The 24209-nt window shown below is 35.5% G+C and carries 26 protein-coding genes; 16 read left to right on the plus strand and 10 right to left on the minus strand.

Annotation, left to right across the window (positions count from 1 at the left end; genetic code table 11):
- Positions 1-144 precede the first annotated feature (144 nt).
- The 15 genes from cyoE (at position 145) to tsaB (ending at position 13364) form a co-directional block, all read left to right on the plus strand.
- Positions 145-1038: a heme o synthase gene (gene cyoE, locus ACIGAM_RS06575; RefSeq protein ID WP_396510672.1), complete on the plus strand. Its 894-nt coding sequence runs from the start codon at positions 145-147 to the stop codon at positions 1036-1038.
- Positions 1038-1631: a heme-copper oxidase subunit III gene (locus ACIGAM_RS06580; protein WP_396510673.1), complete on the plus strand. Its 594-nt coding sequence runs from the start codon at positions 1038-1040 to the stop codon at positions 1629-1631. The genes cyoE and ACIGAM_RS06580 overlap by 1 nt, the downstream gene beginning before the upstream one ends.
- Before the next feature lie 131 nt (positions 1632-1762).
- Complete coding sequence (locus ACIGAM_RS06585; RefSeq protein ID WP_396510674.1) at positions 1763-2743, plus strand: cytochrome c oxidase subunit 3; 981 nt, start codon at positions 1763-1765, stop codon at positions 2741-2743.
- A 45-nt stretch (positions 2744-2788) separates the two neighbouring features.
- On the plus strand, positions 2789-3148 hold the full coding sequence (locus ACIGAM_RS06590; RefSeq protein ID WP_028377459.1) for a cytochrome C oxidase subunit IV family protein: 360 nt from the start codon (positions 2789-2791) through the stop codon (positions 3146-3148).
- Positions 3149-3275: 127 nt separating this feature from the next.
- On the plus strand, positions 3276-3908 hold the full coding sequence (locus tag ACIGAM_RS06595) for a hypothetical protein (protein ID WP_396510675.1): 633 nt from the start codon (positions 3276-3278) through the stop codon (positions 3906-3908).
- Between the two features lie 2 nt (positions 3909-3910).
- The gene (locus ACIGAM_RS06600) at positions 3911-4669 is read left to right on the plus strand and encodes an SCO family protein (RefSeq protein WP_396510676.1); all 759 of its coding nucleotides are present in this window, start codon (positions 3911-3913) and stop codon (positions 4667-4669) included.
- Positions 4670-4672: 3 nt separating this feature from the next.
- Complete coding sequence (locus tag ACIGAM_RS06605) at positions 4673-5248, plus strand: DUF420 domain-containing protein (RefSeq protein WP_396510677.1); 576 nt, start codon at positions 4673-4675, stop codon at positions 5246-5248.
- Positions 5249-5257: 9 nt separating this feature from the next.
- The gene (locus ACIGAM_RS06610) at positions 5258-5473 is read left to right on the plus strand and encodes a hypothetical protein (protein WP_396510678.1); all 216 of its coding nucleotides are present in this window, start codon (positions 5258-5260) and stop codon (positions 5471-5473) included.
- Between the two features lie 120 nt (positions 5474-5593).
- Complete coding sequence (locus ACIGAM_RS06615; RefSeq protein WP_396510679.1) at positions 5594-6295, plus strand: ABC transporter ATP-binding protein; 702 nt, start codon at positions 5594-5596, stop codon at positions 6293-6295.
- Positions 6288-7532, plus strand: a complete 1245-nt coding sequence (locus ACIGAM_RS06620) for an ABC transporter permease (protein ID WP_396510680.1) — start codon at positions 6288-6290, stop codon at positions 7530-7532. The genes ACIGAM_RS06615 and ACIGAM_RS06620 overlap by 8 nt, the downstream gene beginning before the upstream one ends.
- Before the next feature lie 14 nt (positions 7533-7546).
- A complete protein-coding gene (locus ACIGAM_RS06625) occupies positions 7547-8806 on the plus strand; it encodes an ABC transporter permease (RefSeq protein WP_396510681.1) in 1260 nt (419 codons plus the stop codon).
- Between the two features lie 27 nt (positions 8807-8833).
- A complete protein-coding gene (locus ACIGAM_RS06630; protein ID WP_396510682.1) occupies positions 8834-9985 on the plus strand; it encodes an efflux RND transporter periplasmic adaptor subunit in 1152 nt (383 codons plus the stop codon).
- Positions 9986-10052: 67 nt separating this feature from the next.
- Positions 10053-11378, plus strand: coding sequence for a TolC family protein (locus tag ACIGAM_RS06635; RefSeq protein ID WP_396510683.1), 1326 nt, complete (start codon positions 10053-10055; stop codon positions 11376-11378).
- Positions 11379-11425: 47 nt separating this feature from the next.
- Positions 11426-12685, plus strand: a complete 1260-nt coding sequence (locus tag ACIGAM_RS06640) for an efflux RND transporter periplasmic adaptor subunit (protein ID WP_396510684.1) — start codon at positions 11426-11428, stop codon at positions 12683-12685.
- A gap of 4 nt (positions 12686-12689) precedes the next feature.
- Positions 12690-13364 (plus strand): tRNA (adenosine(37)-N6)-threonylcarbamoyltransferase complex dimerization subunit type 1 TsaB, encoded by a 675-nt coding sequence (gene tsaB, locus ACIGAM_RS06645; RefSeq protein ID WP_396510686.1) that lies wholly within the window; start codon positions 12690-12692, stop codon positions 13362-13364.
- A 6-nt stretch (positions 13365-13370) separates the two neighbouring features.
- Here the strand turns inward: tsaB and ACIGAM_RS06650 are convergent, their stop codons facing one another.
- The 3 genes from ACIGAM_RS06650 to ACIGAM_RS06660 form a co-directional block, all read right to left on the minus strand.
- A complete protein-coding gene (locus ACIGAM_RS06650; RefSeq protein WP_396510687.1) occupies positions 13371-14228 on the minus strand; it encodes a mechanosensitive ion channel family protein in 858 nt (285 codons plus the stop codon).
- 199 nt (positions 14229-14427) lie between these two features.
- The gene (locus tag ACIGAM_RS06655) at positions 14428-14628 is read right to left on the minus strand and encodes a dodecin family protein (RefSeq protein ID WP_028377472.1); all 201 of its coding nucleotides are present in this window, start codon (positions 14626-14628) and stop codon (positions 14428-14430) included.
- A 92-nt stretch (positions 14629-14720) separates the two neighbouring features.
- The gene (locus tag ACIGAM_RS06660; RefSeq protein ID WP_396510689.1) at positions 14721-15626 is read right to left on the minus strand and encodes a NifU family protein; all 906 of its coding nucleotides are present in this window, start codon (positions 15624-15626) and stop codon (positions 14721-14723) included.
- Positions 15627-15768: 142 nt separating this feature from the next.
- On the opposite strand from ACIGAM_RS06660, the gene ACIGAM_RS06665 reads away from it, so the two are divergent.
- Entirely contained in the window at positions 15769-16761 is a 993-nt protein-coding gene (locus tag ACIGAM_RS06665) for a type IX secretion system membrane protein PorP/SprF (RefSeq protein ID WP_396510690.1), read from the plus strand.
- Here ACIGAM_RS06665 and murI read toward each other — a convergent pair.
- The 7 genes from murI to ACIGAM_RS06700 form a co-directional block, all read right to left on the minus strand.
- Positions 16758-17552: a glutamate racemase gene (murI, locus tag ACIGAM_RS06670; protein WP_396510691.1), complete on the minus strand. Its 795-nt coding sequence runs from the start codon at positions 17550-17552 to the stop codon at positions 16758-16760. The genes ACIGAM_RS06665 and murI overlap by 4 nt on opposite strands.
- Positions 17553-17625: 73 nt before the next feature.
- Positions 17626-18138, minus strand: a complete 513-nt coding sequence (locus ACIGAM_RS06675; protein WP_396510692.1) for an OmpH family outer membrane protein — start codon at positions 18136-18138, stop codon at positions 17626-17628.
- A 73-nt stretch (positions 18139-18211) separates the two neighbouring features.
- Positions 18212-19162 carry an OmpH family outer membrane protein gene (locus tag ACIGAM_RS06680; protein WP_396510693.1) on the minus strand — a complete coding sequence of 317 codons (951 nt, stop codon included), beginning with the start codon at positions 19160-19162 and terminating at the stop codon, positions 18212-18214.
- A 33-nt stretch (positions 19163-19195) separates the two neighbouring features.
- Positions 19196-21781, minus strand: a complete 2586-nt coding sequence (gene bamA / locus ACIGAM_RS06685; RefSeq protein WP_396510694.1) for an outer membrane protein assembly factor BamA — start codon at positions 21779-21781, stop codon at positions 19196-19198.
- 4 nt (positions 21782-21785) lie between these two features.
- The gene (locus ACIGAM_RS06690) at positions 21786-22526 is read right to left on the minus strand and encodes an isoprenyl transferase (protein ID WP_396510695.1); all 741 of its coding nucleotides are present in this window, start codon (positions 22524-22526) and stop codon (positions 21786-21788) included.
- A 9-nt stretch (positions 22527-22535) separates the two neighbouring features.
- Entirely contained in the window at positions 22536-23225 is a 690-nt protein-coding gene (locus ACIGAM_RS06695) for a DUF6089 family protein (RefSeq protein ID WP_396510696.1), read from the minus strand.
- Between the two features lie 97 nt (positions 23226-23322).
- Entirely contained in the window at positions 23323-24207 is an 885-nt protein-coding gene (locus tag ACIGAM_RS06700; protein WP_396510697.1) for an NAD kinase, read from the minus strand.
- Between the last annotated feature and the right edge of the window lie 2 nt (positions 24208-24209).

Below are 24209 nucleotides of genomic sequence, written 5' to 3' on the forward strand. Positions count from 1 at the left end.
GTTATTTGATATTTGATTTCAGTATTTGTCTATTACTTAAATACCCATAAATCTATAGTGCGTATTAACCTTTGAATAGGTTGTATAGAAGGCGGGCGTGCAGTATCTTTGCACGACTTTTTAAAGCCCTTGAATAACACGCATTTGAGCCTCGCAAAAACCCATACTGCACCTGTATCTATCTGGATAGATTTTAAAGAAATCACTAAGATGCGTCTGGCTATTAGTGTGGTTTTCTCTAGTATGGCTGGTTATCTGTTAGGGGCCTTTACCTTAGATTGGTTAACTATAGTTCTTCTTGCAATTGGAGGGTATTTAATGGTAGGTGCTTCAAATGCTTATAATCAAATTATAGAGCGTGATCTCGATGCCTTGATGGATCGTACAAAAAACAGACCTATTCCTGCGGGAAGAATGACTGTACGTACTGCTTTAATTATAGCAACTACATTTACCATTTTAGGATTACTTACTTTATATATTATAAATCCTATTACAGCGGTTTTTGGCGGAGTGTCAATTTTTCTATATGTATGTGTCTATACGCCTTTAAAGACTAAAACTCCTTTGTCTGTTTTTGTAGGTGCTTTTCCCGGTGCAATTCCATTTATGATGGGCTGGGTTGCTGCTACAGGTAATTTTGGCATAGAGGCAGGTACCTTGTTTATGGTTCAGTTTTTTTGGCAATTTCCTCATTTCTGGGCTATAGGTTGGTTTCTATATGACGATTATAAAAAAGGAGGATTTTTTATGCTTCCAACAGGTGAGCGTGATCGCGGCACAGCAGTACAGGTGATTTTATACACAATATGGACAGTTCTAGTTTCTTTGATTCCTGTTTTTGGAGTTACAGGGAGATTGTATTTAACGCCGGTTTCTGCGGTTCTAGTAGGAATTTGCGGTTTAGGCTTGTTGTATTATGCAATACGGCTATACAGGTTTAAAAATAATGTTACTGCAAAGCGTTTGATGCTTTCTAGTGTAAGCTATATAACGTTGATACAGATTATATATGTTGCTGATAAATTTTTGAGATAATGGAATATACATCACAATCAGAAGCGGTTAAATTAAAGAGGTCAAAAAAAATGATGCTGTGGTTTGGTATCATTAGCCTTTCAATGATGTTTGCAGGTCTTACTAGTGCTTACATCGTAAGTAGTGAGCGCAGAGACTGGCTTTCTAATTTTGAATTACCACAAGCATTTTATTTAAGTACGGGTATTATTATACTAAGTAGCCTATCTATGTTTGTTGCAAAATGGGCGATATTTCAAAATAAAAAACAACTGGGTACTTTGTCTTTGTTAGCGACACTAGGTCTTGGTATTGCCTTTGTGGTGCTTCAGTTTAAAGGTTTTGATGAGATAATCGCAAGCGGATATTTTTTTACCGGTAGTGAAAGTACAGTTACAACTTCATTTATATATGCATTTGTAATTACACACATAGTTCACGTAGTGGCCGGTATAGCAGTTTTATTAGTAGTAGTTATTCAGCAATTACGAGGCAAATATTCTAAGGAGCAATCACTTGGCTTTGAGCTGGGTGCCACTTTCTGGCACTTTGTAGATGTACTTTGGGTTTACTTGTTTCTGTTCTTTTTGTTTGCAGACGATCTTATAAAATAAAAGAGTTCTTTTAAAATGCTAAGAATTCTTTAAAAAATCGTTTTTTTGAATGGTTATAAATACCGATTATTGCTTTGAAAAGCATTTTTAAAATACCTATTTTTGCAACGCTTATAAATTGATATTAAAATATGGACGCTACTGCTGTTAGAACAGGCACAGAAGGCAAAACTTGGGGAGGTGATACTAACCCTCTTAAAGCTAGTTACGGAAAAATGATGATGTGGTTTTTCATCCTTTCTGATGCACTTACTTTCTCCGCATTCCTTGCCGCTTACGGATTTTCGAGATTTAAATACATGGACGAATGGCCTATAGCCGACGAAGTGTTTACTCACTTTCCATTTTTACATGGTGTTGATGCACCTATGTATTACGTGGCGTTAATGACGTTTATTCTTATTTTCTCATCAGTTACTATGGTTCTTGCCGTTGATGCTGGTCATCACATGAAGAAGAATAGTGTAATATGGTATATGTTTTTTACCATAATTGGAGGTGTGATCTTCGTAGGCTCTCAAGCCTGGGAGTGGGCAAACTTTATTTCTGGTGAGTACGGTGCTGTAGAAACAAAAGCAGGTCGTATTTTACAATTTGTTAACGCTGAAGGGGAGCAGGTGGCATTAGAGTCATTTGCGGCAGACATACCTACAGATCGTGCTATGCTAACTAAAAGTGATGCATTGTGGTATGAGTCTGAAGGAACTATGGCAGAATATGACTTAGCAGAGATTGTTGAAGGTTTTAAAGCCAATCCAGATTTGCTAATACGTACTGAAATTCTTACCGAATCTAACGAAAAGACTATCTTATCTAGAGAAGAATCTTTAGAGCGTTTAGAGCGTGATGCGATAGGAGTTGTTCAAGGTGCTAATTTGTATCATAATGAATACGGGCCTCCGCTTTTTGCAGACTTCTTTTTCTTTATTACAGGGTTTCACGGTTTTCATGTACTCTCTGGGGTTATTATAAACATCATTATCTTCATAAATGTTATTTTAGGCACTTACGAGCGTAGAGGTAGTTATGAGATGGTTGAGAAAGTGGGTCTTTACTGGCACTTTGTTGATTTAGTATGGGTATTTGTATTTACCTTTTTCTATCTGGTTTAATCATAAAAAGCGTTTCGCTTCCGCGGAATAAATAAAATATATATAATGGCACACGATACAGGACATAATGAATCAGCTACCAAAAGAATTTGGTCAGTTTTTGGGATTTTATCTGTTGTAACAATTGCAGAAGTAATTTTAGGTATTATACGACCAGAATTCTTAATAGAAACAATGTTTCTAAGAATGCGTTTATTGAACTGGATATTTATAATATTAACACTATATAAAGCCTATTTAATCACTTGGGCGTTTATGCACATGGAGCATGAAGCTAAAGGTTTGAGAAGAGCTGTAGTTTGGACGGGTATTTTTCTTGTTTGTTATCTAGTTTTTATTTTACTTACCGAAGGTGATTATATCTACGGCGTGTATAATAGCGAATATCAAAGTTGGGATTTCTAAGAATTTCAAAAATAAGGCATAAAAAAAGACGGTATATACCGTCTTTTTTTATGCCTTATTTTTAAGGAGAACGTTCTGTAGCTTAACTTTACAGTCATTAATAAATGCTAACTAAAGCAGCTGTGTTATGAAGAAATTTTTGGTATTAGGTGTTTTATTTATATTGCCTATTGTAGCCTATCTTTTTTTCGCATCCGGGATACATAACTTTGCAAAACTTCCCATTATAGAAAAAGATATACCTGAATTAAACTTTACTAACGAAGTAAAATTACAGGATAAAATAACGGTTCTTGGTTTTCTAGGAACTACTATAGAGCGTGATGGTGGAGATCTTTTTAATCTTAACCAGAAAATATTTAAGTCATTTAGAGAATTTAATGATTTTCAGTTTGTTTATTTGGTTCCTGAAGGTATAGATGATGCAGAACTTAAAAGTGTTTTAGATGAGATGAGTTTGCTTACAGATCTGTCTAATTGGTATTTTATTAAAACCACACAAGAGAACATTAATAATACATTTGAAAGCTTAAACTCCTCCTATACATTATCTCAGGATGGTGGTTCTCCTTATATTTTTATAATAGACAAAGATAGAAGCTTGCGAGGCCGTGATGATGATGAAGATTATGGGGTGCTTTATGGTTACGATAGTTCAGATATAGCAGAGCTGGCAAATAAGATGAAGGATGATGTTAAAATCATACTTGCAGAATACCGCCTCGCTTTGAAGAAAAATAATGCAGACAGAAAGAATTAAATATGAATAAAAAAAAGACCTACATAGGTATCGCAGTGATCGTTCTAATATTTGGTATAGTTGTTATTCCTAAAATTATAGACCGAGTTATGAAAGGAGAAGTAGTAAAAAATGATAGGCTCAATGTTGCAGAGGTCGATACAGAAGATAATTCAAATGCAGAACTATCTTATATAAATATAAACGGCAAAGATCGTAAAGTCCCGCATTTTGAGTTTGTAAATCAAAATGGCGATACAATAACAGAAGATACTTATAAAGGAAAAGTTTTTTTAGTAGAATTTTTCTTTACAAGATGTCCAACTATTTGCATCCCTATGAATAAAAATCTCGTACTTATACAGGACGAGTTTAAAGATGATGCAAATTTTGGAATTGCTAGTTTTAGCATTGATCCAGAGTATGATCAGCCACAAATACTTAAAGAATATGCAGATCAATATGGAGTTACTGATCCCGATTGGAATTTAATGACGGGAGAACGTGAGAAAATCTACGAACTTGCAAATGTAGGCTTCAACTTATTAGCTCAGGAAAATCCGGAGATTGATGGTAATTTTCAACATTCAGGTCTTTTTGCTCTAGTAGATCAAAACGGTTTTATACGATCTCGCAAAGATGATTTCGGAAACCCTTTAATTTATTACAGAGGTTTTATTCCGCAGGGAACACCAGAGACTGATGACGAAGAGACATCACAAATAGATATTTTGATTGAAGACATACATAAATTACTTAATAAGAATAAGAATAAGAAATAGTAGATGGAAGCTATAGAGAAAAAAGAAAAATTATATAATAGATGGATTATAATTTTATCTATTGCAATACCTGTAGCGGTAGCGTTACTTTTTACAGTGCGTATTCCGGGAGTAGCTCGTTTAGGTTTTTTACCTCCTATTTATGCTGCAATAAATGGCTTAACAGCCGTTCTGCTAATTTTTGCAGTGGTGCAAATCAAAAAAGGAAACCGTGCTGCTCACGAGAAAATTATGAAAACCTGTATAGGTCTATCTGTAGTTTTTTTAGTATTGTACGTTGTTTATCACGCGACTTCAGATTCGACAATGTTTGGCGATACTAATCTTGATGGTGTTTTATCTGATGCAGAGAATGCTTCAATAGGTTCGTTTAAATATATATATTACTTTATTTTAATTTCACATATTTTGCTTTCAATAGGAGTGATTCCCTTTGTTCTGGTGACTTACGTTCGCGCAGCTCTGGGTAAATTTCAATTACACCGCAAAATTGCGCGTGTTACATTTCCTATATGGTTATATGTGGCAGTAACCGGTGTGGTGGTTTATTTTATGATTTTCCCGTATTACCCTGCTTAAAACCTTGTTATGAATAAAGTTCTTCTTTCGTTAATTTTCATTTTAGTTACATTTTCTATAAATGCTCAATGTGCGATGTGTAGAGCTGTTTTAGAAAGCGAGACAGACAATAGTATGGCAGAAGGAGTTAATAACGGGATTGTATATCTTGCCGCAATACCTTATATCTTAATGGGGGGACTCATCTATCTAATTTACAGGAGTAGAAAAAAAGCAGATCGCTAGTTATCAGTTGATTTCAAATAATTTTTAAGTTTTTTTGTAACAAACCCCCTACTTTGTGGTCTATTATGAAAGTATAGATTGAGACTTCTCTATTCTATTTTTATTTTAAACCATCACTATATGATTGCTATTAAAGATTTGCATAAGTCCTACACTATGGGAGCTAATTCATTGCATGTACTTAAAGGAATCAATTTTTCGGTAAAAGAGGGAGAGCTCGTTTCAATAATGGGGTCATCAGGTTCTGGCAAATCTACATTGCTGAATATTCTGGGAATGCTTGATGAAGCAGATAACGGTTCTTACACGCTCGACAATGTCCCTATTAAAAATCTTAATGAAAAAATAGCAGCCCAATATCGCAATCGATTTTTGGGTTTTATTTTTCAGTCATTCAATCTTATCAATTACAAAAGTGCTTTAGATAATGTGGGTATGCCGCTTTATTATCAAGGTATGAAGCGAAAAGAGCGCACCGAAAAAGCCATGAGCTATCTTGAAAAAGTAGGTCTTGCAAACTGGGCGCATCATATGCCTAATGAGCTTTCAGGAGGTCAGAAGCAGCGTGTTGCAATTGCACGGGCATTAGCAAGTGATCCTAAAGTTTTACTTGCAGATGAGCCTACCGGAGCCTTAGATACAAAGACAAGTTACGAGGTGATGGAGCTTATACAAGGCATTAATGATGAAGGCAAAACAATTCTCATTGTTACTCACGAAGACGATATTGCCCACATGACTAAGCGTATCGTAAACCTTAAAGACGGGTTAATTATAGATGATACGCTGGTTAATCAAGTAAGAGCTTCATCTCATGTTTAGTTTAGAGCGCTGGCAAGAAATATTAGAGACCATCTCAAAAAATAGGCTACGTACATTTTTAACAGGCCTTTCTGTAGCTTCGGGTATATTTATTTTAGTAATACTTCTTGGTTTTGGTCAGGGGATGCAAAACGGAATTAGCAAAGAGTTTGAGCAGGATGCCTCTAATCGTATTTCTGTATATACGGGTGTTACTTCCGTAGGTTATAAAGGTCTAAATCCCGGAAGATTTGTGGAGATGACTAATGAGGATTACGATTACCTGATAACTAAATATGAAGATGATCTTCAATTTAAATCTTCAGTATATAGAATATGGAGTGGTATTTTAAGCTTTAAAAATGAATCAGGAAGTTATCGTGTTGAAGGTGTATATCCTGATTATCAGTTTCTGGAAAATGCAAGTTTAACTGAAGGTCGATACATTAATTATTCAGACCAGGATTCTAAGGCCAAGGTAATTGCAATTGGCAATAAGGTAAAGCAAGATCTTTTTAAAGATAAAAGCCCTATAGGGGAGCAGGTTCAAATAAACGGCATCAATTTTAAAGTAGTAGGTGTTTATACAGACCCCGGAGGAGAACGTGAAGAGACCCGTGTTTTCTTACCTCTATCTACAGCACAACGTGTTTTTGGCGGTGCAGATAAAGTAAATAATTTAGGGTTTACTTTAACTCCTAAAGGTACTTTTCAAGATGCTTTAGCACAATCCCTTCGGTTTTCTGAAGAAATCGAGGTTTTTCTAAAAGAACGACATTTAATTTCTCCAGATGATACGAGTGCGGTAAATGTGAATAATACGCTCGAGAATGCTAAACGTTTTTATGATCTAATCTGGATGATAAAGACGTTCTTTTGGTTTGTGGGTATCTGTACCCTAATAGCTGGTATTGTAGGAGTAAGTAACATTATGCTTATCATCGTAAAAGAACGTACTAAAGAAATTGGCATTCGCAAAGCTCTGGGAGCTCAGCCACTTTCTATCGTAAGCATGATTTTACATGAGTCGATATTTGTTACAACAATTGCCGGTTTTAGCGGACTTATTGTAAGTATGGGTTTGCTAGAGATTGTAGGACCCAATTTAGAAATGGATTATATACGGAATCCTTCGGTTAATTTTAATGTGGCAATTACAACGGTATTTATACTGGTTATTGCAGGTGCTCTGGCAGGATTTATACCGGCTTGGCGCGCTTCACGAATTAAACCTATTGCAGCACTTAGGGAAGAATAAATTCAGTTTGAAAAATGTTTAATAGAGATCGTTGGGATGAAATTATTGAAGCACTAAGCCGTAACTGGTTTAGGACTGCTTTGACAGCTTTTGGAGTTCTTTGGGGAATATTTATTCTGGTAATTCTACTGGCTGCCGGTAAAGGTCTTGAAAATGGAGTAAAGAAAGATTTTGGGGGCATAGCAACTAACAGTATGTTTATGTGGACCCAAACCATCTCAAAATCTTATAAAGGATTGCCTAAAGGCCGAAGATTTAATTACAATCTGGGAGATGTTACTGCAATGAAAGAAAACATACCGCAGTTACGCTTTGTCTCGCCTCGTAACCAATTGGGAGGTTTTGGCGGAGCAAACAATGTTACACGTGGTATTAATACCGGTGCTTTTAATGTATATGGTGATTACCCAGAATATATTGAGCAGCAGCCTATGAATATTACTGCCGGTCGCTTTGTCAATTACAGCGATATAAAAGCAAATCGTAAGGTAGCAGTCATAGGAGAGGGAGTACGTAACGCGCTATACGATAAAGATGAAGATTTTATAGGAACCTACATAAAGGTAAACGGTGTAAACTTTATGGTTGTAGGAACCTATTCAATGGTATCTAGCAACGGGGATGCAGAAGAAGATGAGAAGCAGATCTATGTGCCTTTTACCGCGTTTTCTCAAGCATTTAATATGGGAGATACCGTAGGTTGGATGGCTGTAACTGCTAAAGATGGTTATTCTATCACGGCGTTGAAATCTGAAATATTTGAGATTATTAAAAACAGACACAGTATACATCCTGAAGATGATAGAGCTATAGGTAATTTTGATTTATACGAGCAATATCAGAAAGTAGATGGTCTTTTTATTGCTTTAAAAATAGTTGCCTACTTCGTAGGGATTTTGGTACTACTCTCAGGAATTATAGGCATCAGTAACATTATGCTAATTGTAGTTAAAGAGCGAACCAAAGAAATAGGAATACGCAGAGCATTAGGAGCCAGCCCGTGGTCTATACGGGGTCAAATATTAATGGAATCTGTTTTTCTTACTATAATCTCTGGTATGGTAGGCATTTCTCTGGGAGCCGGCGTGATTTATTTGGTAAACAAGGTACTAGATGCTAATGGCCCTGTAGAAATGTTTTCTAATCCCAGTGTAGATCTTGGGACAGTTATAATCGCCTTATTTATCCTTGTATTTTCAGGGTTATTGGCTGGCTTTATACCGGCTCAAAATGCCATAAAAGTAAAACCTATTGACGCTTTGCGTAACGAATAAAAATCATCAAAAACGAACGTTAATCATATGAAAAAATCAGTTACTATTATAATCCTCTCGGTGATAGCCATTGTCTTTGTAGGATCTTTATACTATTTCTACCAAAAGAATCAGGAGGATCCAGTTGTTTATGAGACAGAGTCGCCGTCTAAACAAACCATTGTTAAAAAAACGGTAGCCACGGGAAGTATCGTGCCTAAAGAAGAGATTTTGATAAAGCCTAACATTTCGGGAATCATAGGTGAGATTTATGTGGTCGCCGGTCAGATTGTTAAAGAAGGTGATCTTATAGCCAAGATAGATGTGGTGCCTAATGCATCGTCACTTGTGGGGGCTAAGAATACAATTCAGGGAGCGCGCAACCAATTAGAGACTTCAAAACTGGCTTATGAAAACCAGAAAAACATCTATAGCAGACAAAAATCTCTTTTTGATCGTGGGGTTATTTCGGCAAATGATTTTGATATTAGTCAGCGTGAATACAACCAGGCGGTGCAGGAATGGAGACAGCAGCAGGTAAATTTAAATTCTGCACGACAGAACTATGACATTATTAGAACCGGTACAACTGCAGGATTAGGTAGTGACGCGACAACATCTGTTAAAGCAACAATCACGGGGATGGTTTTAGAAGTTCCTGTTAAAGCGGGCAATCAGGTTATTGAAGCAAATAATTTTAATGACGGAACTACCATAGCATCAATCGCAGATGTCAATAATATGATTTTTGAAGGTAAAGTTGATGAAAGTGAAGTAGGTAAAATTACTGAAAACCTTCCGTTAGAAATTACGGTAGGTGCTATCGAGAACAAAAAATTTGATGCTACTCTAGATTATATCGCGCCAAAGGGTGTTGCAGAAAATGGAGCAATTCAATTTGAAATAAAAGGAACACTTACTAAAACAGATACCACATTTATACGTGCAGGATTAAGTGCTAACGCATCTATTATTTTAGAACGGGCAGATGAAGTACTTGCCATAAAAGAAGCGCTTGTACAATACGATTCTAAAACACAGGCGCCTTATGTTGAAGTTGAGGTAGGTGATCAGAAATTTGAACGTCGCGAGGTAACTCTGGGCGTTAGCGATGGTATCTATGTCGAAATTAAATCTGGAATTCAAATGACAGATAAGATTAAAGTGTGGAATGCTATTAAGCCTGCTGCAAGTTTTTAGATTAAAAAAAACAACTTAGGTGTAACACTTCAATGATTAAGACTACTTATTAAACAGAATTACAATTATGAAAAATATATTACTCTTTGTTTTTATAGTTTTTTCTGCGTTTTCCGGGATGGCGCAACAAAAATGGACGCTGCAGGAATGCATACAGCGTGCATTAGAAGAAAATATACAAATACGTCAGGCAGAGCTTGATAAAGAATCAGCCGCTATAGATAAGTCAGATGCTATAGGTAACTTTTTACCATCTTTAAATGCTAATGCGAGTGTTTCTAAAAATACGGGTTTAAACTTTGACCCTACTAGTAACTTAGCAACAACAACTCAGTTTTTATCTGCGAGTGGCGGTATAAATACCAGTTACACTTTATTTGATGGTTTGCGTAACTTTAAGCAAGTACAACGGGCTAAATTAACCGCATTATCTGCTCAATACGGACTTGAAAAATTACAAGATGACATCGCACTCGTTGTTGCAAATGGTTATTTACAGGTGATTTTAAACAAAGAAAATTTAAAAGTATTTAAATCCCAAAACGAGGTTACCCAGCAACAACTTCAACAAACACAAGATCTTGTAGATGGTGGTGTTTCACCACGTGGTGATTTATTAGAAGTGCAGGCACAAAACGCTACAGAAATTCAAAGTATTGTAGCAGCAGAAAATGCAGTACAAATTTCACTTATAAGTCTAGCTCAAACGCTTTTAATACGTGATTATAAATCATTTGACATCGCAGAGGGTGATTATGCCATTTATGGAGAGGAAATGCTTTTATTAGCTCCAGAGAAAATAATAGAGGCTGCTAAAGAAGAGCGAAATGAAGTTAGAATTGCGCAAACTAATCTAGAGATTGCAGAGAAAGATGTTCAAATAGCAAAAGGGGCTCAGCTTCCTACAATATCAGCATTCTTTGGGTATAGTACGCGATATTCTGAGCAAGATATATTTAATTCTTTTCAAGAACAGTTATACATTAATGACGGTATCTCTTATGGTCTTCAATTAAATGTACCTATTCTCAACGGGTTTCAGGCGCGTAATAATGTTAGAAGAAGTAAGATAACTGCAGACCGAGCAGCGATAAATCTGGAGCAAACAAAACTTGATTTAGAGTCTAATGTATATCAGGCATATTTAGATGCTCAAGGAGCTTTGAAGTCTTATGAAGCTGCACAAAAAGCTGCAGAATCTCAAGAGCTTGCTTATTCTTACGGTAAAGATCGTTATGATGTAGGTTTAATAAATGCATTTGATTTTAGCCAGTCAAAACTTCGTTATGACAATGCTCAAATAGATTTAAATCGTGCTAAATACGATTACATATTTAAAATAAAAGTACTTGAATTGTACTTTGGTGTGCCTGCAGATCAACTAAAATTTTAATTGATTTTAAGTTCTGGTTCAATAATAGATTTATATAAATACGCAAGATGAAAAAAAAGACGATCCTAATTATATTTGGTGTTGCTGTAGTACTTATTCTAGCTCTTTTAGGAGGTAAAAAAGCGGGATGGTTTGGTAAAACCGGTGAGTTTAAGGCTGTAGAAACTCAAAAGATAGATCGCATGAATGTGATTGAGACTGTAGCAGCCACCGGAAAAATTCAGCCAGAAGTAGAAGTTAAAATTTCATCTGAAGTTTCTGGAGAAATTATCGAACTTCCAGTTGTAGAGGGTCAACAGGTTATGAAAGGTGATTTGCTTGTACGTATTAATCCAGATTTAATTCAATCTGCATTAACCCAGGCACAAGCTTCTTTACAAAATATCAAAGCTGGTTTATCACAGGCAGAAGCGACACTTAAAAATGCTAAAGCAAATTATGATCGTAATAAATCATTGTTTGATAAAGGTGTAATTTCAAAATCTGCATGGGATCAGTCTATTTCTGATTATGAGGTTGCTCAGGCTAATGTAAAGTCTTCTTACTATAGTGTGCAAAGTGCTGCAGCAAACGTTAATCAATCTCGTGATAACTTATCTAGAACTACAATTTATGCGCCTATAAGTGGTACGATATCTAGTCTTGATGTAGAATTAGGAGAGCGTGTTGTAGGTACACAACAAATGGCAGGTACAGAGATTATGCGTGTAGCAGATCTTGGTAATATGGAGGTTGAAGTTGATGTAAATGAAAATGATATTGTTAAAATTAATATAGGTGACTCTACCAGAGTTGAGGTTGATGCGTACTTGAAGAAACCTTTTAAAGGGCAGGTAACTGAAATTGCAAACTCTGCCGAAAGTAATCTTACAGCAGATCAAGTAACAAATTTTAAAGTAAAAGTACGTATTCTAGAATCTTCTTATAAAGATCTTATTGAGGGTAAGACGGAAGCATACTCACCATTTAGACCAGGTATGACGGCTACTGTAGATATTATAACAAACAGTATTAAAGATGCTATTGCAGTACCTATAAGTGCTATTGTAATTAAAAACGACACAACTTCTTCTACTTTTGGTGATAATCAATACGAGGCAGTGTTTGTGAAAAACGGAGATAAAGCGAGCGTTAAACGTATAAAAACTGGCATTCAGGATGATTCTAACATAGTTGTTACTTCTGGATTAGAGCCGGGTGATGAGGTTATTGTGGGTCCTTACAATACGGTTACAAAATTACTTAAGGAAGGAGACCTCGTTGAGGTAAAAAAAGATGCTAAATTTGGTGCTTCGAAAGAAGACTAGATTTATGGCACGTATACTTTGTATAGAAACTACAACGACAAATTGCTCTGTTGCATTAGCAAATAACGGTGAGGTTATAGCACTTAAAGAAGACATGGGGCTAAATTACTCCCATGCTGAGCGGTTACATATTTACATTCAAGAAGTTTTAGATGAGGCTGGCGTAGCTAAAAATGCATTAGAAGCTATTGCGGTAAGTAAAGGTCCTGGTTCTTATACAGGACTTCGCATAGGAGTGAGCAGCGCCAAAGGATTATCTTTTGCACTTAGCATTCCTCTAATTTCTACAAATACGCTCAAAGCTCTTGCAATGCAGTCAAGTGCTAGTGATGTCAAATATGTTATACCTCTTTTAGACGCGCGTAGGATGGAGGTTTACAGCGCAATATATGATGCAGATTTTTACGAATTGCGTGGTATAGAAGCACAAATTATAGATGAGCATTCGTTTGCTGATTACCTTAATGCAGGAAAAACAGTTTTTATAGGTGATGGCGCAAAAAAACTGGAAGACATTATTAAACATCCCAATGCTTGTTTTAATACAGAGGCGTTGCCATCTGCTCGGGAAATGGCACTTTTAGCTGATGCTAAAAACAAAATAAGCGACATTGAAGATGTCGCTTATTTTGAACCTTTTTATCTTAAAGATTTTCAGATAAATAATCCTAAAAAATAGGTTTTATTATTTTGCACTAAAAGAGGCACCACTCTCATTAAATACGTGTACATCACGTTGTGGGAATGGTATAACAATACCTTGTTCTTCTAATCTTCTTTTACCTTCTTCTAATATAAACCAATGTAATGCCCAGTAATCTTCATTAGTTGCCCAGAAGCGTAGTGATAAATTTACAGAGCTGTCTGCTAACTCAGTAACTACAATCATTGGCTCAGGATGTGGATCGTGTAGAACTGTATCTTGCTCATTTACTAAGCTTAACAGAATATCCTTAGCTAATTTAATATCACTATCATAAGAAATCCCCCAGGTTTGAGCATTACGGCGAATTCCCTGTGAAGAAAAGTTAATGATATTGTCGTTAGAAAGTTTACCATTAGGTATAACGGCTTCTTGGTTTCCGAAAGTTATAAGTCGTGTATTAAAAATAGATATTTCTTTTACTGTACCATCAACACCTTGGGCAGATATCCAATCACCTACTTTAAATGGCCTTAAAAGTAATATAAGTACTCCACCTGCAAAATTAGCTAAAGATCCTTGTAGGGCTAAGCCTATTGCTAAGCCGGCAGCACCTATTACAGCAACAAGTGATGCAGATTCTACACCTAATTGTGTAACAACTAAAACAAATAAAAGTATTTTAAGAGTCCAGTTTATAAGATCTGCAATAAATTTTTCTAATGTTAAATCGTAATCCTTTTTTGCAAAAAATTTCTTTACAAGGCGGTTTATAAATTTTATGATATAAAATCCTACTACAAGCATTATTACAGCTGCAATAAGGCTCGGAAGGAAGTCTATAATTTTATCTCCAAATTTTTTAATATAATCTTCGTAATACTGCGTGTCCAATTCCATAGGTGTTTTTTAGTTTGACGCAAAGGTCTTGTTTAGAGTAGATATAAAAAAAATACTAGTGTTTAAATAACGTTAATTGTTAAAGCACTAACTCGTTGTAGTTTCAAAATATCTCTAGTTATCATATTTTATAATAGAAAATAAAAAAGTCCTGTTATCATATTATGATAACAGGACTTTTATAAATCTTAAGTAAATTTTATTTTACTTCAAATGTAATCTTCACGTTTACTCTAAATTCTGAAACTGTATCACCGGTAACAACTGCGCTTTGTTCATTTACATATACCGAACGTATATTTTTAATAGTTTTTGATGCTTCTTTAACAGCATTTGCGGTCGCTTGTTCCCAGCTTTTATTAGAACTTGCTAATAACTCTATTACTTTTAGAATTGCCATAATTTTTGGTTTTGTTAATTATTGTGATTCCTGTTGAATTTACAATAATGTGTCCAATTTTCTGGATATTTTTTTGGTAATCTGCTAATTCTTTAGCCGTTTATGGCCTCAACACTATTAATTTTACCCTTTAGCATTTCTTTCAACATATTCTCAATACCATTCTTTAAAGTAAATGTTGATGACGGGCAGCCACTGCAGGCTCCCTGTAAAACAACTTTTACATTTTTAGTTTCTGGATCGTAATTTTTAAATAGTATGTTTCCACCATCGCTTGCTACTGCAGGTTTTACATATTCTTCGATGATATTTGCGATCTCCTTAGAAATATCGTCTAGATGTTCAAACTGGGCTTCTTTTTCCTGTTCAACAATTTGAGGCGTCTTTTTAAAGTTTTCTGACAAGATCTCTTTTCCATCCTCAATATAGTTTTTAATAAACTCTCTTACTTCCTGAAAAACATTATCCCAGTCGGCAACTTCGTATTTATGTATACTAACATAGTTAGAATCCATGAACACTTCCTTTACAAAAGGAAAACTAAAGAGCGCGACTGCCAAGGGCGCGTTCTTAGCTTCATCGATATTTTTGAACTCAAGAGTCTCTGTAACCAGCTTCTTATTAGTCACAAATTTTAATGCCGCAGGATTAGGTGTACTTTCTGCGTATACTGTAACTGGTATTTTTTTTGCAGAAGCAGCATCTTCAATTATAACAATTCCGTTTTCATTAAGAAAATCTTCGATTTGCTGAGATAGTTCGTTTTGAACGTCTATCCAGTCAACAATGCTAAACTTTTCAATAGCGATGAAATTTTGCGAAATATAAACCGTTTTTACAAATGGAAGGTAAAACAGTTGCTGAGCCAAAGGTGAATTTTTGGCCTCATCAATATTCTTAAATTCGTAGCTGTTGTGATTAACTAGAAATGAATTTGCCTGAAATTTTTTTATCGCAGGATTTGATGTAGATTCTATAGAGATGCTAAAAGTGCTCATATTATAATTTTGATGCAAATTTAGCTAATTTAGAACTCTTATAATTTATTTTTAGAAGTCTTAAACGTTTTCTACCTAATAAATTAATTAGATTTACATCTTGCGCCCTGTGTGTTAATGACCTAAAATCCATATTGTTATTTTGAAGAGATATATAGTATTATTGTTTTTGATTATTGGTCAATTTAGTCAGGCGCAAGAAGGTATCCCGGTGTATTGGGATTATTTGACAGATAATTTGTATTTATTACATCCTTCAATGGCAGGTGCTGCAAATTCTAACCAAGTACGATTAACTGCACGCCAGCAATGGTTTGATATAGAAGATGCTCCCAATTTATATACAGCTGCCGTTAATGGTAGAGTAGGAGATAAAGTAGGACTAGGAGCTATTTTATTCTCTGATGAGAACGGAAATTATTCCCAGCGTGGAGTATATACAACTTTTGCCTATCATTTATTATTGTCTAGGAACTATATAGATCTCAATCAATTATCTTTTGGGTTGAGTGTAGGATTGCTACAAAATACGTTAGATGAGAGCTCTTTTGATCAAACAGATTTTGATCCTGTTATTACTGGTGGTAGCCAAACTGATAATTATTTTAATGTAGATTTAGGGATGTCTTATTATTTTCTTGATTTTTACGCACACGCCACAGTTAAGAATATTCTCCCTAGAAACAGAGCCATTTTTACACCAGAGTTAGAGTCTAGAAACCAGCGTCGCTATCTGGCATCTGCTGGATATGTCTTTGGAAAATTTAATAGTCCTTGGAGTTATGAGCCTTCTTTAATGTTACAGGCTACAGATGAGACTAAAGAAGTTACCCTTGATATAAATGGTAAAGTATATCACAAATTTGACTGGGGAAAACTTTGGGGTGGTTTGTCTTATAGGAGAAATCTTGATGGGGCACAATACATTAACGGAGATGGATCTGTATCTAATCAAAAATCACAATATTTAACCCCATTTTTAGGTGTTACCTACGGAAATTTTTTAGTAGCTTATACCTATTCCTATCAGCAAAATGACATCGTAATTTCAAACGGATTTCATCAGATTACTCTGGGTTACGACTTCGGAAAGCGTCGCGAACAATATGAGTGTAATTGTCCTGCGATAAATTAAAAGTTTAAATAAGCAACTTCTTTTGTTATTCCTTTTTCAGTAACTGTAAGCTTTCGCAATACTTTAGTATCTGCATTGCTATATAAAGTGTGATTTCCTAAAACTTCACGCGTATTTAAAAAATTGTTTTTTATAAGAATATTTTTTGTCTGTAAGGCGACAGCTTGCCCAGAATCTATAATGGTTACGTCTTGAGGTAAAATTTTACGTAAAACAGGTATTAAGTAGGGGTAGTGACTGCATCCTAAAACCAGATAATCTATGTTTTGACTTATCATAGGTTCAAGATATCCTTTTAGCAGGGTGTACATTTCTAAAGATTCTATCTTATCTGCTTCAATTAGCTCTACAAGACCTTTTCCTATAACTTCTATAACATTTAGTTCACTTGCATACAACTCTGATGTGCGATGAAACAGGGAGCTGCTAAGCGTACCTTTTGTAGCTAATATGCCTATTGATTTACTTTTAGAGGACAGTGCTGCAGGTTTTATAGCAGGCTCAATACCTATAAAAGGGATGCTGTAATTTTCTCGAAGAAGATCTATTGCATTTGTAGTAGCAGTATTACAGGCAACAACAATCATTTTGCAATTCAGAGAAATAAGCTTTTGAGTGTTTTTTATAGATAAATCAATGATTTGTTCTGGGGATTTCTCGCCATAGGGTGCATTGGCAATATCTGCTAGATATATGGTATCCTCATTAGGAAGCATCCTAATAATTTCTTTCCAAATAGATGTCCCACCTACACCGCTATCAAATATGCCTATTGCCTCCTTGTTTATCATACTTCAAAAATAAAAAAACTGCCCTACCGAAATTAATCGATAGGGCAGTTTAATGTAATTATTTTAAAGGTATTTAGATACCTAAGTCTTTTTTAACATCTGCCATAAGATCATAACCGTCTGCTAAGATAAGACCTGTACCGGTTGTGCTGTCTAAAACATATTTATAACCTTTAGCACGTGCTACTTTTTGAATAGCTAAACGAGCTTTCTCAACGATAGGCTGTAATGCTTCAGACTCTTTCTTTTGAAGATCTCTAAGAGCGTTCTGACGATACTCCATTATCTTGTTACGAGTTTGCTCTACTTCAGACTGGCGCTGTAAATTAGTTTCGTCAGTTTGTGTTGTAGCCTCATTTCCGTAACGCTCCATTGTTTTCTTAAGTTCGTTTGCCATATTTGTCATTTCAGCATCATACGAACTTTGTAATTTTTCTAAGTCTGCTTGAGCTTGCTTATACTGTGGCATTGAAGTTAATAAATCTTGAGTAGCAATGTGAGCAACTTTAAGATCTTGAGCCTGCATAAATCCTGTTGTTCCTAAGATTAAAGCTATGGCTACAACTAGGGTTTTAACGTGTTTCATTTTAAGTGATATTAAGTGTTTAATTATTTAAGTTTTAAGTGGCCATTAATAACCTAATGGCAAGGTATTATTTTTAATTAATTGAATCTTTTATCTTTCTTCTAGATTCTAATATCGAATCTTTTCTGCGTTGTCTTTCTTCTAAAATTTGTTGGCGGCGTTGCTCAGGTGTTAGGCCGTCTGTACTTTTAACTCCATTAGGAGGCAAACCTGGAGGGTTGCCAGTATTTCTCGTACCGTTTCTGGCATCTCTAATAGAATCTTTTTTACGTTGACGCTCATCTAACAATTGCTGGCGACGATTATCAAATTCTTTTTGCTTTGCTGCCTGCACAGAATCTCGTAATGCTCTACGTTCTTCAATTATGCGTTCACGTTCAGATAACTTTGCAGCATCTTCTGCTTCTCGTGCTTCTCGCTCTCTCACTTCTTCTAAATCTAAAGATTCATCGCGTTCTAGTTGTTCTTTATCTGCTTTAGAGTTTATTTGGCTACGTCTTGAAGAGCGTTTAATGCTTAATAAAACCTGATCGCTAATATCGTTGCGCTTATCTGCATACAACATTACTAAATCTGCAGATTTATCAAAAACAAAATCATATTGTTTGTTTGCCGATATCTCCTGCACTGCATTAAAAACCTGATCCTGTATAGGCTCAATTAAAACACTACGTTGCTTCATTAAGTCTCCCTGAGGCCCAAATCTCTTTTGCTGATATTCTAAAATTTCATTCTGAAGAAAACGAATTTCTTCTTCGCGCTCTTTTATAAGTTCTTGTGTTAATAGGACACGCTCATTTTCTAAAGCCGTCTTCATTAAATCAATTTCCTTATTGCGTTTTTCAATCTCATCTTTCCATCCTGCGACTCTAGAATCTAATTGATTTTGCGCTTCTTGATATTCGGGAACATTCTCAAGAATGTAATTCATATCAACATAACCTATGCGAATACTACGTTGTGCTTCTGCCAAGAATCCCGTGAATAATACGGTTAAGCTTAGTAAAATAACGTTGTTTCTCATAGTTAAGAATGTATTAGAAAATATCGTGCCAAATTAAAATTGCTGACCAATTATAAAGTGAGTTTCCCATCCGTTAGGACCACCTACTGTTCCTGGTATAGGATCAAAACCATAACCAAAATCAATTCCTAGTAGACCAAATGCTGGCATATAAATACGTACACCGGCACCGGCAGATCTATTCATTAAGAACGGATTATAATCTTTAAAATTATCAAAAGATGACCCTGCTTCTCCAAAAACTAAAGCATAAATAGATGCCGAAGGTTTTAGAGTTATTGGGTAACGTAGTTCAAATTCAAATTTATTAAAAACTGTTGCACCGTCACTAGCATCTAAACTAGAATTATCTACACGATCTTGAGGAAGTACAGATTGATTAGGATATCCTCGTAATCTAATTACTTCTCTACCATCTAAAGCAAAACCACCTAGACCATCACCACCTAAGAAAAAGCGGTCAAAAGGAGGGATGCCTCTGTCGTTATTATAGGCTCCTAAGAAACCAAATTCAACTTTAGAGCTCAACACTAACTTACCTACTAAAGAGGTAAACCACTGTCCTTCAAATTTAATTTTATAATATTCTAACCAGTTAAAACGCTCTTGATCTATTTGTGATATTTCAGTTTGATCTGCAACAGGATCTAATGATGCACGCGTGTCGGCTAATTCTTTGTAATCTGTACCATTCCAAAGAGAATAGGGAGGAGTTAATTTTGCGGTTAAGTTAAATTTAGATCCGGTACGTGGGAAAATAGGGTTAACGTCACCTTCATTTCTTGAAATACCTATTGTATATGCTAAATTTTCTGATGAACCATTACCAAAAGTAAATAGACCTACATTATAGTTTCTTAAATCAAAATGCTGAAAACTTATAGCGTGAGAAAGGGTAAAGTAGTTGTCAGGAACCTCAAGACGCTTAGCAAGACCTATAGAACCACCGGTAATTAAGAATCTACTGTCTTTGTCTGGTCTTGCATTATTACCGCCATTAAAGTTATAACGATACTGTATACTGTGTGAAAAACTTAATTGTAATTGTACAGGTTTTTTACCGCCTAGCCACGGTTCAACAAGTGAAGCGCTATATGTTTGATAGAAAGTACTGGCTTGAGCTCTTAAACTAAATTTCTGACCATCACCCATAGGTAAAGGCTGGTAGGCATCTTTATTAAATAAATTCTGAATAGAAAAGTTATTAAAAGAAAGACCTAAAGTACCTACAAAACCACCACCACCATAACCACCTTGTAGTTCTATCTGGCTGGCGCCTTGCTCAACCAAAGCGTAGTTAATGTCAATAGTACCGTCATATGGGTTTGCATTTAAAAACTGAGGATTTAATTGCTCAGGATCAAAGAAACCGGTCTGACCTAATTCTCGAGTTGTTTGTAAAACAGCTGCCTGGCTGTAACGTTGACCCGGTCTTGTACGTAAATTACGGTAGATAACACGATCTTTAGTCTTATCATTACCTGTAATTGTAATACGGTCAAAGTAGGCTAGCTTACCTTCTGTAATACGTATTTCAAAATCTATAGTATCGTTTTCTACATTTACTTCTACCGGGTTTATAGAAGAAAATAAATAACCGCTATTCTTATATAGATTAGAAAGGTCATCTGCATTAGGGTCACCATCTTTAGCGATACGCTCCTTAAGTAAAACGCCATTGTAAACATCTCCTTTTTCAAGACCTAATTGGCGGGCAAGTTCACGATCTGAATACACAGTATTTCCTAAGAAATCAATGTCTCCTATGTAATACTTGTCACCTTCTTCAAGACTTATTTTTAAAGTGATTAAATCATCACCACTATGTATTAAAGTATCTGTAACAATACGTGCATCTCTAAAGCCGTTTTCTTTATACTTATCAACAATTGCAACTTTATCCTCGTCGTAGTTTTCAGAAATATATTTTGAACGTTTCCAGAAACGTATAAGGTTTTTCTGCTTAGTGTTTTTCATCTGCTTGCGCAGTTTAGCATCAGAAAGCTCCTCGTTTCCTATAAATTCAATGTCTTCGATTTTAACACGATCACTAAGCTCTACATTTACTAACATATCTACGCGCTGAGACTCTGTAGTATCTTTAGTAGGTCTTGTTAATATGGTTACTTTAGAATTTAAATATCCCTCTTTTTTATATTTATTTTCAATATAATACTTGGTTTTAGTTATTAAATTTTCAGTAACCTTTGTTCCTTTATTAAGATCATTATCTTTTATAATGTCTTTTGTTTTCTTCTCTTTAATACCGGTTATTGTAACCTTATTAAGTTCTGGAACTTCTTCAATCTCAAATTTGAGATCTACTTTATCACCATTAATAGTAGCATAAAGGTTTATATCACTAAAAAGATCTAAATCCCATAGTTTTTTAATGACATTACTAATACGATCTCCGGGAAGATATACAAGGTCTCCGCTTTTGAGTCGTGTAAAGGCAATAACTGTTTGCTCGTTATACTGTTTTGCACCTACAACCGAGATAACGCCTATCTCGTATTGCTTACCATTAGAAACCGGTAAATCGTTTTGTGCTGTTGCTGTTGTAAAACTTATACAACTTAATAAAAAGGCCAAAATTAACCCTGTCTGTTTAGCCATCTGCTTAATTAATTTGCTCACTCGTCTTTCCAAATCGTCGTTCTCTTTTCTGATAATTATAAATTGCTTCGTACAGATGTTTTCTTGTGAAATCTGGCCAGAGCACTGGTGTAAAATAGAGCTCGGCATAGGCTATCTGCCATAATAAAAAATTACTTATGCGTTGTTCACCGCTGGTGCGTATAAGTAAATCAACATCAGGCAAATCATGAGTGTACAAATGTTCCTTAATGACTGCCTCATTTATTAAATGTGGCGAAATTAGGTTATTTTTAACTTTAAGACTTATTTCCTGCACTGTTTTTACGAGTTCTTCCCTAGAGCCATAGCTGAGTGCAAGCGTTAATCGTAGTCTAGAATTATTTTTAGTTTTTTCTATAACCTCGGTCAACTCTCGTTGCGCTTTGTCAGGTAAACTTGATAGATTTCCTATCGCGTGAAGAGATATATTATTGTCCTGAAGTGTTTTAATTTCTTTTTTTAAGGAAGAGACTAAAAGTTTCATCAAAGTGTCAACTTCAAGTTTTGGACGATTCCAATTTTCTGTTGAAAATGCATAGAGTGTTACGCAGGGAACACCTAATTCTGCACAAGCTTCAATGGTCTCTTTAACCGCTTTTGTGCCTTTTTGGTGTCCTTTAACTCGTAATAAGCCCTGGTTTTTAGCCCAACGACCGTTACCATCCATAATCACAGCGATGTGTTGGGGTAATTTATCGTGATTTATTTCGTCTAAAAAATCCATTATATATACTTAAAAGCCGCAATAACACGGCTGCCTTCCAAAGGTATAGGTTACTGTAAATCCTGTAAACATATACCAATCTTTATTATTTATGTTGCCAAAATAATTAATGTTATCACCATCGCCGGGATAGCTTCCATCTAAATTATCTGTAAATGTATAACGCGCTCCAACTTCTGCAGCCACTACTATAGATGTTGATATTAAGGCTTTAAACCCAATAACCATCGGGATTGCAATATTTCCTTCAGAACCTATGTTAACTAAGGCATTTTGATCTTGATCTAATGCAAAATTGTCGTGGTAAAAGTAAGTAAAACCACTGTATAAATAAGGTGTAGCGGGTTTACTGAAACTTTTATGCATATCAAACTCCCAGAATGTGTATTCTATTCCTAAAGATGCCTCAATAAATGTAGAATTGAATTCGTAATCGCGCTGCTGCCTTCTTGCATCATCACTATCGCTATCTGCAGCTTCTAAATTTGCAACTACCACGCTGGCTCTAAAGGCGTGACGCGGACTACGATTCCATTTTGCAATACCACCTATGAAAGGAGCGTTAGGAGCTATGTAATTTGATTTTCCTACATCACCTATAAAATTAGTACCCCCGCCATACAGACCTATTTCATAGGTCTGGGCTTCAACAGCTACGTGACAGAGCAAAGCAATTAGTAAAATTGATAAATACCGCATAGGTTTTAAAAGTTTGCAAATATAGCAATATTGTTTACGCAGACTCAAAATGATTCTGTAGTCTTTTTTGTAAACAAAATAAGAGCGATTTTATTGTCTAGTTGCGTTTGTCTTCACCCCAGAGTAGCTTCTTTCTAAGGGTGGTTAAGAAGGTGTCTTCTTCTAATAGCACCAGTTTAATTTTGAATGGTGCTTTTGTAAGTGTGATTTCAGTTTCAATGGGTAATGTGGCTATTCTCGAGTCTAATGATACAAGATGCTCGTGTTCTCTACCACTTACGATTAATTTTATTTCGGTCTCATCAGGTACAACAATTGGTCTGGCATTTAAGTTGTGTGGCGCTATTGGGGTAATGATAAAACTAGAAGTCATAGGGGTAATTACCGGCCCACCGCAACTTAAAGAATAACCTGTAGAACCTGTAGGTGTAGAAATAATTAAACCGTCTGCCCAGTAATTTGTTAATTTCTCTCCGTTTAGATAAGTGTCTACAGAAATCATAGATGTTGAGTTCTTTCGGCTTACGGTTACTTCATTTAGGGCAAAGTTTAGCTCTTCAAAGTTTTCGTTAGGGCTGGCGGTTTTTATCGCTATAAGAGAGCGTTCAGAAATACTGTAATTGTTTTTTAGTATTTCTTCTACAGAGCTCACAAGCCTTTCTTTTTGAACAGTAGCTAGAAATCCTAATCTACCGGTGTTGATACCTACTATAGGTATATTTAAATCACGCACATAAGTCACAGTTTGCAAGATAGTACCATCGCCACCTATGCTAAAAAATAGATCATAACTTGTGTCTAATTCTTCAAAAGTGCTAAAGTGTGAATATGTTTTATTAATGTCGTCATTCTCGTGAATAAGACGTAAAAAGTTCTCTTCAATAATAACTTCGACTCCTTTTTGATCAAGCAGATCGAGTAACTGTTGTACATAATGACCTGAATTCTCGTGGTAAAATTGACCGTAGATACCTACTTTCATAT

Origin of the sequence: Leeuwenhoekiella sp. NPDC079379 (genome assembly GCF_044542075.1) — a bacterium.
Classification (GTDB): Bacteria; Bacteroidota; Bacteroidia; order Flavobacteriales; family Flavobacteriaceae; genus Leeuwenhoekiella.